Origin of the sequence: Pseudalkalibacillus decolorationis, assembly GCF_024609785.1 — a bacterium.
Lineage (GTDB): Bacteria > Bacillota > Bacilli > Bacillales > Fictibacillaceae > Pseudalkalibacillus > Pseudalkalibacillus decolorationis.
Genome location: NZ_JANHJQ010000002.1, coordinates 188,503 through 202,815, shown reverse-complemented (window position 1 = coordinate 202,815; position 14,313 = coordinate 188,503). Strand labels below are relative to the sequence as shown.

The window sequence follows — 14,313 nt, the reverse complement described above, 5'->3', positions numbered from 1 at the left end:
GTCTATTTATTGAATTTTTTAAATTTTCATGTATAATTACTTTTTAGAACATGACTAAAAATTGTCTTAAAATGATATCAATGAGGGTTTTTATACAAAACACAATGCAGAACTACAATCATAGATTGATAGTATCCTTGAAATCTTCATTTTAAGTCAGTTGGTCAATCTTCTAAAATTGAATTTTTGAGAGGAGAGTATATTATGCTTCGAAAGATTTCACTTACTCTTGCTTTACTGGCGTTGATGGTTGTTTCAATCGTTCCATCCATTACCCAAGCATCTTTTACTCCTTATTATGGCAAGGAGTACTCACAGCCTGAACAAGTACTGAAATTGTATCCGGAACCTGATGTTGAGTTTCACAGCCCAGCTTTTGAAAAAGAAGAAAAACAATTTACGACACAGGAAGAGATGATGGCCTTCCTTCGCCAATTGGATGAGAAAAGTAATTTAGTAGAAATGAAAGTCATCGGAGAATCAATTGAAGGCAGAAAAATTCCAATGCTCGTTTTCAACAAAGGAGCTCACACTAAGAATAAGCCGACCGTTTGGCTGCAAGCACAGATTCACGGGAACGAACCTGCAGCAGGCGAATCAGCATTGGTTATGGCCAACAAGTTATCCGGCGAGTTTGGTGAAAAAATCCTGGACAAGGTCAATGTAATCATCGTCCCAAGGGTCAATCCTGACGGTTCTTATTATTATCAAAGAAGAACGGCGAATGGCTTAGATGCCAACCGTGATCATATCAAGTTGGAACTCCAGGAAAATAGAGCTGTACATAGGGCTTTGAAAAAATTCCATCCTGAAGTAGTCATTCAAGCACATGAATACGGTGTCCCTTATTTTCCGGAAGTCGGCAATCAAGGAGGATTGACGTACCACGATATCACACTCTTGACCGGAAGAAACTTAAATATCCCTGAAAAGATTAGAAATATGGCCAATGAGTTATATATTGGTAATACTCTTGACACGTTAACTGATGAAGGGTTTTCGAGCAGAACATATTACTATCCTGTCGGTCGAAAAGACGGCAAGACGATTATTCAAGAAGGTGGGACAGACCCACGAATCGGTCGTAATGCATTCGGACTGCAGCCTTCCTTCTCTTTCCTCGTCGAAAGCCGCGGTATTGGGATCGGACGAGAGAATTTTAAAAGACGGGTTGCCGGACAAATTACATCCCATATGAGCATTTTGGAAACGACGGCAGATAATGCAAAGAAAATTAAAAAAATCGTTTTCAAAGCAAAGAAACATATAGTAAAAAATGGCAGGAAAGCCGATGACAATGATAAAATCGTCGTTGAAAGCAAACGGAAGGTATTTCCGAACGAAACCCTGACAGTCGTAGACACTGAAAAAGGAGAGACGGTTGAAATCCCTGTCATCTACTATAGTTCCTTGCACAGTATTCCAACACTAGTAAGAGAGCGTCCAACGGCTTACATCGTACCTCCTGAATATGAAGAGGTTGCTGAAAAACTGAAAATACAAGGGGTAGAGGTTAAAAGGCTAAGGAAGCCGGTAACACTTGAAGTAGAAGGTTATACGGTAACGGAACAAAACATTGCCGATGAGGCGTATGAGGGACATTATCTCAATAACGTAGAGACTGAGATCACGACGAAAAAAGTTCATTTCCCTAAAGGAAGCTATGTATACAGCATGGCTCAACCCCAGGCAAATCTGATTGCTGTGACCCTGGAGCCGGAGTCCAATGATAGTTATGTAACGTTTAACTACATCCCAGCTGATCTCGGAGACCAAATCCCTGTATACCGTTATATGCAACAAAAACAATTAAATGTGTCTACGGTAAAAGAATAGGAATCAGCTTTCATACGGGAGAACTCCATGGAGTTTCTCCCTTTTTACTTTATTTAATTATGCCTCGTTTTGTACAAGCTTTGCATCAAAGATAAATGGACCGAATGGAATAACAGAGGCGATCATGCCAAGTATTGCCTTCTTGACACTCCAATTATATGAGAACTTCAAATAGATGACCATCATCACATAAAGAACGAACAAACCACCGTGAAGTGCACCGACAATCGTGACGGCTAAAGGGTAGTCGAACATATATTTTAGGGGCATCGCAATTCCCAGAAGAACAAGAAACGAAATCCCTTCTGCATAACCTACAACTTTAAAAATACTGAGAGGGTTTTTCATTACTGAAGTCAACTCCTATCACAAAATAATTCTATAGAATGTTTTACTTTATCCCCAATCTATTATATCAGTGCGAGCCATTATTAGACTTTTCTAATGTAACTGTTTTATGACATTTTCAATCCTATTGAACGACACATTAGAAAGCATTGGGTGCAATGGAATTGGAAAGACAATGTCTCAGGATAAATATTAAAAGGAGAGCAGATATTGTATCTGTTCTCCTTAATTTTATAATTAAATTAGATTGTTATAAAACGCGTTATGTGCTATCATTAACCTTATTGTGTGTATATAGTTATAAGTATATAAATATGCTCAATTATATCTTATAACAAAATTCATTGTTTGTCAACTATTTATTCGGGGAGTGAAAGCTTTTGGCAAAAAAGGATAATGAGCGAAATCAAGAACAAAAGCGAGTTGGTTTAGTAATTAGTGTGATTGGTAAGAAAGTGGATTCATTAACAGAAAATGCAGGCGGATTAAAAGAGGATATTATCACAATCCGTAAAAACTTTTGGGATGATGTCAAGATTAACATCGATAATCCCGATGAAGTGGTGGAAACCGTCACAAGCATTAGACAACAAGCCGAGTTTCTCTCTGAGCGAGAAAGAAATCACCGTCAATCCCATAAACAACTTGCAAATCTTGTAAGATTAAAGCACTCTCCTTATTTTGGCCGAATTGATTTTATAGAGGATCATGACAGCATCGCTGAGCACATTTATATTGGAATCACTTCATTAATGGACAGAGAGGAAGAGAATTTCCTCATTTATGATTGGCGAGCACCAATCTCAAGTTTATATTACGATTACTCACCAGGTTTTGCCAAATATGAGACGCCTGAAGGATCCATTACCGGAAATATTGAATTAAAACGCCAGTATATCATTCAAGATGGACAAATCATGAGTATGTTTGATACAGATATAACAGTTGGCGATGAACTGTTACAAGAGGTTCTCGGAAATAATGCCAACACACAAATGAAGAGTATTGTAGCTACCATTCAGAAAGAACAAAATCAGATTATCCGAAATGAAACAAGCAAGTTTCTATTTGTTCAAGGTGTCGCTGGGAGCGGCAAAACTTCTGCTGCACTTCAGCGTGTCGCTTATTTGCTCTATCGATACCGAAACAATATGAATTCAGAAAACATCATGCTTTTCTCCCCTAATCATATGTTTAATAGCTATGTTGCTACCGTTCTTCCAGAGTTAGGTGAAGAAAATATGGTGCAAACGACGTTTCAAGAATACATCGAGGGACGAATTCAAGATCAGTTTGAAATCGAGGATCCGCTTAATCAAACGGAATATCTGCTTACTTCAATGGATAATCCTGATTACGAAACTAGGCTCGATTCAATTCAATATAAAGCTAGCCTGGATTATAAACAAGTCATTGATCACTATGTCACCTATCTTGCAAAAAAGAATTTAATTTTTAATTCGATGACTTTTAAAGGCGATACATTAATTTCAGCCCAGCAGATTCATGATTACTTTTATTGTCTTGAGGAGTCGATATCAATTCCTAACCGAATCCAGTTGGTCTCGGAATGGTTAACTAAAGAAATAGTTAAGATCGAACGCATCGAACGGACAAAAGATTGGGTAATTGAAGAATGTGAACTTTTGGATAAAGAGGATTATTTAAAAGCACATAGAGAACTCCAAAAAGGAGATCGATTGAATGAGGATACGTTTGATGATATTGATCGTGAGCAAAAATTATTAGCGAAGGTACTTGTAAAAAGGTACTTCAAACCAGTCAAAAAAGCGATCAAACAGTTGAAATTTATCAATATGGAAGCAATTTATCGACAATTATTCCAACCGTGGGAGATGGGCAATTCTATTTTGCAAGGGTTACCTTACAACTGGAGCGAAATGTGTAAACATACCCTAGATAACCTAGAACGAAAGAGTTTACTATATGAAGATACGACACCATTTCTATATTTACAAGATCAACTCGAGGGCAAGAAACCGAACACGATGATCCGTCATTTATTTATTGATGAGGCTCAGGACTACTCACTATTTCAATTTGCTTTCCTTCAACAACTATTTCCCAATTGTAAAATGACAATACTCGGAGATCTAAATCAAGCTATATATGCTCATACCCTTAACAATCCAACATTATTGAACAGCAACTTTTTTGATTTGGAAAAACAGGAGAAAATTACGTTAACACGGAGTTATCGCTCAACTCGTCAAATTGTTGAATTCACTAAAGAAATGATAGAGGGCGGAGAAACCATCGAAGCATTTAATCGAAACGGAGAGAAACCCACGTTAACCATTGTAGAAAATCAACATACACTTCATTCAAAAATAGTTCAACGGATAAAGAACCTTCAGGCTGATGGACACCAAACAATCGCGGTAATCTGTAAAACAGCCCAGGAAAGTAAAGTGGTCTTTGAACAGATAAATAATGACATACCTGTTCAACTTATGGTTAATGAAACCGACTCATATAAAAAGGGGATTTTAATTCTACCGGCCTATTTGGCTAAAGGAATCGAATTTGATGCGGTAATCATTTATAACGCTTCAAAGGAACAATACAAGCATGAGTATGAACGAAAAATCTTTTATACTGCCTGTACACGGGCAATGCATGAACTCCACATTTTTTCTGAAGGTGATAAAAGTCCGTTCCTTGACACTATATCTAAACAAAGTTATCTCGAGGGATAGACGTTTTAAAAGCAGGTTTGCCTTCTTCTTATATGTTTTGGCAGTTTTTACGAAATTAAAGATAATAACCGATTGGAAGAGGCGTAGTGCCGACCTACACTACGCCTCTTTTGGTGTTTCTTTTATAAAATGACCTGACCCTAACCATGCGGACAATGCAAACATCAAATAAACGGCTTGAGTTGCATGATTTCCTTGTAGAATTAATTGCATCCCAACTCCTAACCCAAGTGCGGGTATGACGATCAAGAAAGTTCGCATAATTCGTTCAATCCCTTTGTTTTGTGGAAGCGGCCAGATTCGTGAATAAATAACACCTAACGCAACACCTAATGCCGCTACAATTATAATTTGAAAGATAATGACAGGGCTTGGAAATGGCCAATTCATTAGATAATATCCGATCAGATAAAATAATTCAAGAAATAGTGCAATCCCTAACGCTTTACGAATAACCTTTAAATCAAGAAAAGGCTGAAATACATATAAAATCAAGGTGATGACTCCAAAAAATAAGGTCATTTTCTCCCCCCTGGGTCTTTATTGGAAAATCAAAGAGGTCGGTTCATGTTTAGACCAATAAAGGTACCAACCTCTTTTGTACAGAACTGGTTGCTGTTATCCCGTTTTCTCTCTAACCTTTGGGATACGGATCTCTTCAACCATTTGCTGAATTTCGTCAGGTGGAGCTTCAGTACGTCTTGAAACAATGAATGAAACAACAAAGTTCAACAGTGCACCAATTACCCCAATTCCTTGTGCATTGATTCCGAAGAAGCTTTCCAAGATTGCAGCCTCTGTACCGAATATTTGCGGAGAGCGCATGAGCAAAATCATAATAACAGTGAAAGCCAATCCAATCGACATTCCCCAAATTGCACCTTCTCGATTCATCCGTTTATCAAAAATTCCGAGTAAGATTGCCGGGAACAAACTGGCAGCTGCAAGTCCAAACGCAAAGGCGACCACCTCACCAACAAAGCCTGGTGGATTAATACCAAAATAACCAGCTACGATAACTGCCAAGAAGATCATCAAACGCCCAACTTTTAACCGTTGCTGTTCGTCGGCTTCCGGTCGGAAAATCCGATAGTATAGATCGTGTGACACTGCACTCGACATCGCAAGCAACAGACCGGATGCTGTGGAAAGGGCAGCAGCCAGGCCTCCCGCCGCAACAAGAGCTATGACGATTGGTGCAAGTTCAGCTACTTCAGGGGTGGAGAGGACAATGATGTCGCGGTCAATGACAACCTCATTTGTTGCAGGGTTAGAAGTAAACGCCAGAACACCATCACCATCTTTATCTTCAAGCTGTAAAAGGCCCGTTTCTTCCCATTTCGTAACCCATGCCTCTTCACGAGCTTCATCTAACGTTTGATTATTAAAACTGTTTATTAAATTGTATTTCGCAAACACACCGATTGCTGGAGCTGTCGTGTAAAGTAGAGCGATGAAGAGCAGAGCCCATCCAGCTGACCATCGAGCTGCACGCACATTTTTTACCGTATAAAAACGGATGATGACGTGGGGAAGACCCGCTGTGCCGATCATTAATGCAAGCGTTACACAAAATACATTTAAAGCAGACATGTTTTGAAACGGAGCGAGGTATTCCGTTAACCCTAACTCAATCTGCAAGGCACTCAAATCTTTTGCAATATCACCAAAAGTAAGGGCAAGCTGAGGGATAGGGTTTCCTGTTAGCTTCAACGAAATAGCAATGGCCGGAATTAAGAATGCAACGATTAAAATGGTATATTGGACAACTTGCGTCCACGTAATACCCTTCATCCCCCCAAGGACAGCAAAGAATGCGACAATCGCCATTCCAATTAGTACACCAACAACAATGTCGACTTGTAAATAGCGACTGAATACGATCCCAACACCGCGCATCTGACCCGCAACGTATGTAAGGGATATAAAGAGTGTAGCAATTGCAGCTACTGCTCGTGCACCGTTCGAATAGTAGCGATCCCCAATAAAGTCAGGAACTGTATAACGGCCAAACTTTCTAAGATATGGGGCTAGTAATAAGGCAAGGAGTACATAACCACCTGTCCAACCCATCAAATAGATCGTTCCGTCGTATCCAAGGAAAGATATTAACCCAGCCATTGAGATAAAGGAAGCTGCAGACATCCAATCAGCTGCAATGGCAGCCCCATTCGCAACAGCAGGAATATTGTTACCAGCAACAAAGAAATTACTGGTATCCTTAACCTTTGAACGCCATCCGATATAGAGGTAGATTGCGAATGTCAGAACTACAAGTGTTAACGTAAGAGCTTCAACACTCATGTTGTGCCCCCCTTATCCTTAGACTTCTTCGTTAAAATCACTTCTTGAACATTGTACTCCTCGTCAAGCTTATCCATTTTTTTCGCATAATAAAAAATCAAAATTAGAAAGATAATGATGGATCCTTGCTGTGCAAACCAAAAGGAGAGTGGAACACCAAAGAACTGAACCTTACTAAGTGGAACTGCCAGGACGATCGCTGCAACCAATGATACAAGAGCCCATATCATTAGCAAAATCTGTATTAATCGCGTATTTTTCTTCCAATATTCTTGCTGCATTCTCGTTGTATCGTGCTGTTGATCAGCCAATTTCTACACCTCCCATAAAATCTTCAGTGACAAGGGAAGAAGGACTATTAACAGTAGATCATAGCTTTTTTCACCACCTTCCTTTAATAATCTATGCAGCAAAAATACATGCTATCGTATTTTTCGTTCTAAAAATGTAGTATTTTTATACTTTCTTTACTTCAAATAAAAGCCAATCGAATCTCCTAAGAGACTCGATTGGCTTTTATCGCTTTTCGTTCAATTGAACATCTGGATTTTTATTTTGGAACCACCTTAAAGAAAAATCATTTTCAAAGATGATTACTGGGTTTCCTTGCTGATCATGGGCTTGGTAGTTCGAACTTTCGACTTTAAAAGGCTTTTCCTTCGATACCCAACGTGCACAAGTGTGGGGGAGGGGGAGGATTTCGAGATCGACTCCATATTCTGACTTCAATCGATTCTCAAAGACCTCGAATTGCAGGACCCCTACAACACCAATAATCGTTTCTTCCATTGTCGCTGTTTTATAGACTTGAACAGCGCCTTCTTCGGATAGTTGGGCAACACCTTTGTAAAAGTGTTTTTGTTTCATTGCGTTTTTGGCGCGGACTTTTGCAAAGTGCTCTGGTGGGAATTGAGGAAGCTCGCCGTATGATATCGTGTTTTTCGTTCCACAGAGCGTATCACCGATTCGATACATGCCTGGGTCATACAAACCGATAATATCACCAGGATATGCCTCATCGATATTTCCTCTAGAAGCAGCGAAAAACTGTTGTCCTTGGGCCAGTTTGAAAGATTTATTTGTTCGATCGTTCCAAGCTTCCATACCTTTTGAAAATTTGCCTGAACAGATCCTCATGAAAGCGATTCTGTCTCGATGCGCTGGATTCATATTTGCTTGAATCTTAAAAACAAAACCAGTAAAGGATGGATCAGAAGGTGAGATTTGCCCTTGATCACTTTCCCGACCTTGGGGTTCGGGTGCAAGCTCAAGAAAATGTTCCATAAAAGCAGGAATTCCAAAAGACGTAATTGCACTCCCAAAGAATACAGGGGTTTGCTTTCCTTCTTTAATCGCATCTAAATCCAAGGAATCTCCAGCTTCATCTAAGAGGGAAACTGTATCTTGAAGGTCTGATAATTCGTCAGGTTCAATCAACTCTTTTATTTTATCTCCCTTTAACCCATCATCGTTCAGGTTATAAGAGTGATGTTCCTTTTGTTCATTATAAAGATGGACTTTGTTCAAAATTCGATCATACACTCCTTGGAATGATTTCCCCATACCAATCGGCCAATTCATAGGGTAGGATTGGATTCCGAGAACCTCTTCAATATCTTCAAGAAGTTCAAATGGATCACGTCCTTGTCGATCCATTTTATTTACAAACGTAAAAATCGGGATTCCTCGATCACTACACACTTTAAATAGCTTTTTCGTTTGCGCCTCTACACCCTTAGCTGCATCAATGATCATAACAACACTATCTACTGCCATTAACGTTCTGTACGTATCTTCACTAAAGTCTTGGTGTCCAGGTGTATCTAATATATTGATATTAAAGTTGTTGTAGGTAAATTGCATCACACTTGATGTAATTGAGATTCCACGTTGTTTCTCCATTTCCATCCAGTCAGACGTTGCAAATTTTTCCGACTTACGGGATTTCACAGTTCCGGCAGAACGGATTGCACCACTTAAGAATAAGATTTTTTCAGTTAGTGTCGTTTTACCAGCATCCGGATGGGAGATAATCGCGAACGTTTTTCGTTTGTTTATTTCTTGTTCCAAATCTGTTATTTTCATTATGAATTGCCTTTCTACTTAATAATAGAGGTTGTTCAAAAAGTCCGGTAAAAATAGCTGTCGAATTTCTGCGTTCCTCGGTCTCTTCGGACTTGCACACGGATGTGCTGACTTCGACGTTTTCACAGGACGTGAAGTAGTTAGTCGAAGTTCCATATGTACCTGCGTCTACAAGTGTATTCTTGGAAGTAAGCTTCCTCGGTACAACTCGTAGTATTTATGCAAGTACCGCTCGTCGTTCCGGTCCTCAAGACTTTTCGCGCCTCGAACTTCTCGGCTCTTTTTATCCTCCTTTTTGAACACGCACTAATAAGCTTTTATTTTTGTTATACTTCCATGATGACGGGAAGGATCATCGGATTTCGTTTTGTGTTTTCAAAGAAGTAAGAGGTGAGTAAATCCGAGATTTTCTTTTTCAAATCTGACCACTGGATTACTCCATCTGATAGTAAGGACTGGACTTCGTTCTTAACTAAGCGTTCAGCTTCGTTTAATAACTCTGCTGATTCTCTCATAAAGACAAACCCTCTGGAAACTAGGGCTGGACCAGATAATAACCTTGCATTTTTGGAGTCGATCGTAATGGTTACAACAACCATACCACACGATGATAAGAGACGACGGTCCCTTAATACAATGTTACCAATATCACCTACTCCAACACCATCAACGTAAACTGGATTACCCGGGAATGATCCAGTAACTTCACCACCATTACCATTCAATTCAAGAATATCTCCGTTATCCAAGACAAAAGAATTTTCAGGATTAACACCACAACTGATCGCCGATTTAACATGATTCACGAGCATACGATACTCCCCGTGGATCGGTACAAAATTTTTCGGTTTTAATAGACGTATCATCAGCTTTTGTTCTTCTTGAGTTCCGTGCCCTGAAGTATGAATATCACTCATTTTATTATGTATGACATTCCCTCCGATCCGTTCTAATTGATCAATCAATTTAAAGACCTTAGTTGCATTTCCAGGGATCGGAGAAGAAGAGAAGATGACTGTATCTCCAGGTATAATTTGAATTTGTCGGTGAAGTCCATTGGCAATGCGACCTAATGCTGCCATTGGCTCACCCTGACTGCCTGTACATAAAATTGTAATTTGCTTTGAAGGATATTTGTTTAATTCATTTCCTGTGATGAAGGTGTCATCGGATGCTCGAATATAACCAAGCTCCCGACCTATCCGAATCGACCGCTCCATACTTCTGCCAAAAACAGCAACTTTACGGTTAAAAGCAATAGAAGCTTCAATAGCTTGCTGTAATCGATAAATATTTGAAGCGAACGTTGCAAAAATGATTCGACCATCAATTTGATCTACAATATCAAACAACGTTTCTTTTACAGCAGCTTCTGATAGAGAATACCCGGGAATCTCACTGTTTGTACTATCTGACATTAAACAAAAGACACCCTCACTACCAATTTCAGCAATTTTTCCGATATCATAAGAACCGCCTTCAGGTGTAAGGTCGAACTTAAAATCACCAGTATGAACGATGTTTCCATGAGGTGTGTTTACACAGATTGCAAATGAATCCGGGATACTGTGACTCGTCCTAATAAATTTAATAGAAAAATGATCAAACTTGATCCTAGAATGTTCATCAACAGTTGTTAGCTTGGCCGTTCGAAGTAATTTATGTTCTTCAAGCTTGGCTTTTATGAATCCAATTGAAAGCTTCCCGCCATAAATCGGTACATTCAAACGTTTTAATAGAAAAGGAATGGAGCCAATATGATCTTCGTGTCCATGTGTAATAAAGACACCTTTTATAAGATGTTTGTTCTTTTCCAAATATGTAAAATCAGGAATGACATAATCAATCCCACGTAATTCTCCATCCGGAAATTTGATTCCGCAATCTATCAGAATCATTTCATTATCATATTGGAGCCCGTACATGTTTTTTCCTATTTCACCTAGTCCACCAAGAGCAAACAATTTAATAGGGGAATTCGTTTTCATTGGATACCTCCATGATTCATTAGTATTAATGACCAATTTTTCTTTTCATAGCATTTATTTTCGGCACAGATTTAATAATTAATATAAATTAATTTACCATTATTTACCAACAATGAGAGTCATCGCTTTAATTATATTTTTTCACCATTCTTTAACTTTTCAATATAGATTGTGAGGTCTTCTTTTTTTACTCGCCAGTGTCGTCCGATCTTAAAACCCGGGATTTTATTTTCTTGGACCAGTTTGTAAGTAGTAACCTCACTAATTTGTAAGTACTCAGCAACCTGAGAAACCGTCATAATTTCTGGATATTTGTCTTCCATTCAGTGCTCGCTCCTCCACAAAGGTCTAAGGTTAATCTTAACAAAATATAAATAAAAATAGAAGAGGCTACCAAATTATAAATGATTATAAATGATTTGTCCCGAAATACACGTATAAGAAAAGCGGAAGCGCCCTGCTTAGCCACGAAGGTCACTGGAAGACCGACGAGGAGGCTGTTGCCGCCGCAGGAGACCTGAAGTGATCCAAGTGGTTGGGCGCTGAAGCTGGACATTACATCCATGCTGCAAACTTTTATACTTTCTTTACTCAAAAAAAAGAACCGACATGGTCGGTCCTTTTAATGTCTAGCTCCAGCGCCCAGGTGTTCGAGGTCGCTTCGATTCTTTCACAAACACAAAAAGCGTGTTATGTTTCAGAATCTCCAGCGCTTGCACTTACAAGCATAAGTGAAACTAGGGCAACCGCCTTCTCAAAGCTTGGCGTTTACCAAGTTTTCTTTATCACACCTAAACAGGGCGCTTCCGCTTTTCTTAATGGTTCGCGGTTTTTGCATTGGGTTTATCATATACCGCTAGCTTTTTGATAAGTGTATGACTTTCGGGGTTTAATCCGATCACTTTGATGTTTTTATTATTCTGTTTATATTTCAATACGACTTTATCGACCGCTCCGACTGCTGAGTCATCCCAACAATGCGCATGTGTGAAGTCAATAATAACTGTATCTACGGATTCTTTAAAATCAAATCTCGACACAAACTCAGTAACAGAAGCGAAGAACAATTGACCTCGGACATTATACGTTTTCGTCCTGTTTACCTCATCTAGTGTACTTTCGATGTGAACCTTTGAAATCTTAGCTGCAAAAAAGATTGCGCTTAAGACAACACCGGCAATAACACCTTTGGATAAATCGTGTGTAAGGACTACGGTAACAACCGTAACAATCATAACTGCAGCATCCGTCCTCGGCATTACATGTAGCCTTGTTAATGAAGACCAATCAAATGTACCAATCGCTACCATGAACATAACCCCGACAAGGGCAGACATTGGTATTTGTGCTAGTAAATCATTAAAGACTAAAATGAGTAGCATTAGTACAACTCCGGCTACTAACGTTGAAAGTCGACCACGTCCACCGGATTTTACATTAATGACAGATTGTCCAATCATCGCACAACCAGCCATTCCACCGAAAAAGCCTGCGATGATATTCGCTGTTCCTTGACCTTTCGCTTCTTTATTTTTATCACTTTCTGTATCGGTCATATCATCGACGATTTGAGCCGTCAAAAAGGATTCTAGTAAACCGACAATTGACAAAGCGAAAGCATACGGAAAAATAATTTGAAGTGTCTCAAAATTGAGTGGAATTTCTGGAATTAAGAACATCGGTAAAGCTTGGGTTAATTCTCCCATATCGCCTACTGTTCGAACTGAAGCACCAGTAGTAACAGCAATAATGGTGATCACGATAATTGCGATAAGTGGGGAAGGGACTGCTTTCGTAAATCTCGGTAAAAGATAAATGATAGCCAGTGCACCTGCGACCATCGTATACATGATCCACGTTTCTCCTATGAAGTGTGGGAGCTGAGCCATGAAAATGAGAATAGCGAGCGCATTAACAAAGCCAACCATCACCGATCTAGGAATAAACTTCATCAGTTTACCAAGTTTAAAAACACCCATTAGAATTTGGATTACACCAGTCAGAATCGTGGTTGCAAGCAAGTATTTAAGTCCATGATCCGCAACTAGAGTTACCATTAGTAAGGCCATTGCACCTGTTGCTGCAGAAACCATTCCTGGGCGTCCTCCCATAAATGCAATAACAACTGCAATACAAAATGATGCATAAAGTCCAACCATTGGATCTACACCTGCGATGATGGAAAAAGCAATTGCTTCTGGTATTAATGCAAGTGCAACTACTGTTCCAGCAAGAATATCCCCCCGAATGTTCCCGAACCATTCCTGTTTTAAGTTTTGTACGTTCAAAGTAATAAAGCACCTCTCTTTAGTTGTATTTTTTTGATGACTTTCAACTCTCATGAAAGTCGGGGCCGTTGTGAACAAGGGGATTATATCATCTTTTTCTAAAATTGAAGAATGGCATGTAAACGTATTCTTGTCCTATATACTTCAATTAACTTGTTTATTCTCTTTTTAAAATGGTCATTTGATTAAAAACCACAAAATAAAAAGTTTATATTTTTAAATGATTCTGATAAATTAGTAAATAGAGAGGGCTGAGCTTAAATCGCTTATATTTAAAGCTTGGTTTGCCAAATCTTTATCGTCAAACTAATAGGAGGGTACCTATGTTCTCGAAAATATTGTTGGCAACAGATGGTTCAGAACACGCAAGTAGAGCAGCAGAAAAAGCGGCTACAATAGCGTTGTCCAATTCGGATTCAAAAGTGACAATGATTTATGTTATTGACGTGTCCACCTCCAAATCGGATGTTTTATCAGCAGGGAGTAAGGAGAAATTAGAGGAAAATCGTAAAAGAAAACTGCAAAATGCAGAAGAGATATTAACAGAAAATAATGTCGAATATGAAGTCCACATCCTAAGAGGTGAACCAGGTCCAACTATCGTCAAGTACGCAAATGAAAATCAATATGATCTTGTTGTTATTGGAAGCAGGGGGCTTAATTCCTTTCAAGAAATGGTCCTTGGAAGTGTAAGTCATAAAGTTGCTAAACGTGCAAATAGTCCAGTAATGATTGTAAAGTGAT

General features: G+C 39.0%; 11 protein-coding genes. 3 read left to right on the top strand and 8 right to left on the bottom strand.

What is annotated here, in order from left to right:
- Nucleotides 1-204: 204 nt before the first annotated feature.
- Entirely contained in the window at nt 205-1,836 is a 1,632-nt protein-coding gene (locus NON16_RS02855) for a M14 family metallopeptidase (protein ID WP_257346937.1), read from the top strand.
- A 57-nt stretch (nt 1,837-1,893) separates the two neighbouring features.
- Here NON16_RS02855 and NON16_RS02850 read toward each other — a convergent pair whose 3' ends face one another.
- A complete protein-coding gene (locus tag NON16_RS02850) occupies nt 1,894-2,184 on the bottom strand; it encodes a DUF3817 domain-containing protein (RefSeq protein ID WP_257346935.1) in 291 nt (96 codons plus the stop codon).
- 380 nt (nt 2,185-2,564) lie between these two features.
- On the opposite strand from NON16_RS02850, the gene helD reads away from it, so the two are divergent.
- A complete protein-coding gene (helD, locus tag NON16_RS02845) occupies nt 2,565-4,904 on the top strand; it encodes an RNA polymerase recycling motor HelD (RefSeq protein ID WP_257346933.1) in 2,340 nt (779 codons plus the stop codon).
- 99 nt (nt 4,905-5,003) lie between these two features.
- On the opposite strand, the gene NON16_RS02840 is transcribed toward helD, so the two are convergent.
- The 7 genes from NON16_RS02840 to NON16_RS02810 all read right to left on the bottom strand — a co-directional run bounded on the left by NON16_RS02840 (nt 5,004) and on the right by NON16_RS02810 (nt 13,569).
- A complete protein-coding gene (locus NON16_RS02840; protein WP_257346931.1) occupies nt 5,004-5,426 on the bottom strand; it encodes a hypothetical protein in 423 nt (140 codons plus the stop codon).
- Nucleotides 5,427-5,522: 96 nt separating this feature from the next.
- The gene (locus NON16_RS02835; protein ID WP_257346930.1) at nt 5,523-7,208 is read right to left on the bottom strand and encodes a sodium:solute symporter family protein; all 1,686 of its coding nucleotides are present in this window, start codon (nt 7,206-7,208) and stop codon (nt 5,523-5,525) included.
- Nucleotides 7,205-7,519, bottom strand: coding sequence for a DUF4212 domain-containing protein (locus NON16_RS02830; RefSeq protein WP_257346929.1), 315 nt, complete (start codon nt 7,517-7,519; stop codon nt 7,205-7,207). The genes NON16_RS02835 and NON16_RS02830 overlap by 4 nt, the downstream gene beginning before the upstream one ends.
- Nucleotides 7,520-7,724: 205 nt before the next feature.
- Nucleotides 7,725-9,293, bottom strand: a complete 1,569-nt coding sequence (locus NON16_RS02825) for a peptide chain release factor 3 (RefSeq protein WP_257346927.1) — start codon at nt 9,291-9,293, stop codon at nt 7,725-7,727.
- Between the two features lie 326 nt (nt 9,294-9,619).
- The gene (gene rnjA, locus NON16_RS02820) at nt 9,620-11,281 is read right to left on the bottom strand and encodes a ribonuclease J1 (RefSeq protein ID WP_257346925.1); all 1,662 of its coding nucleotides are present in this window, start codon (nt 11,279-11,281) and stop codon (nt 9,620-9,622) included.
- A 131-nt stretch (nt 11,282-11,412) separates the two neighbouring features.
- The gene (locus NON16_RS02815) at nt 11,413-11,604 is read right to left on the bottom strand and encodes a helix-turn-helix domain-containing protein (protein ID WP_257346923.1); all 192 of its coding nucleotides are present in this window, start codon (nt 11,602-11,604) and stop codon (nt 11,413-11,415) included.
- A gap of 492 nt (nt 11,605-12,096) precedes the next feature.
- Nucleotides 12,097-13,569, bottom strand: coding sequence for a SulP family inorganic anion transporter (locus NON16_RS02810; RefSeq protein WP_257346921.1), 1,473 nt, complete (start codon nt 13,567-13,569; stop codon nt 12,097-12,099).
- 323 nt (nt 13,570-13,892) lie between these two features.
- Here NON16_RS02810 and NON16_RS02805 point away from each other — a divergent pair, with 323 nt between their 5' ends.
- Entirely contained in the window at nt 13,893-14,312 is a 420-nt protein-coding gene (locus tag NON16_RS02805) for a universal stress protein (RefSeq protein ID WP_257346920.1), read from the top strand.
- The last annotated feature ends 1 nt before the right edge of the window (nt 14,313 follow it).

Coding starts and splice junctions, on each gene's coding strand:
- NON16_RS02855 (WP_257346937.1), top strand. CDS start 205: ATGCTTCGAAAGATTTCACTTACTCTTGCTTTACTGGCGTTGATGGTT.
- NON16_RS02850 (WP_257346935.1), bottom strand. CDS start 2,184: ATGAAAAACCCTCTCAGTATTTTTAAAGTTGTAGGTTATGCAGAAGGG.
- NON16_RS02840 (WP_257346931.1), bottom strand. CDS start 5,426: ATGACCTTATTTTTTGGAGTCATCACCTTGATTTTATATGTATTTCAG.
- NON16_RS02835 (WP_257346930.1), bottom strand. CDS start 7,208: ATGAGTGTTGAAGCTCTTACGTTAACACTTGTAGTTCTGACATTCGCA.
- NON16_RS02825 (WP_257346927.1), bottom strand. CDS start 9,293: ATGAAAATAACAGATTTGGAACAAGAAATAAACAAACGAAAAACGTTC.
- rnjA (WP_257346925.1), bottom strand. CDS start 11,281: ATGAAAACGAATTCCCCTATTAAATTGTTTGCTCTTGGTGGACTAGGT.
- NON16_RS02815 (WP_257346923.1), bottom strand. CDS start 11,604: ATGGAAGACAAATATCCAGAAATTATGACGGTTTCTCAGGTTGCTGAG.
- NON16_RS02805 (WP_257346920.1), top strand. CDS start 13,893: ATGTTCTCGAAAATATTGTTGGCAACAGATGGTTCAGAACACGCAAGT.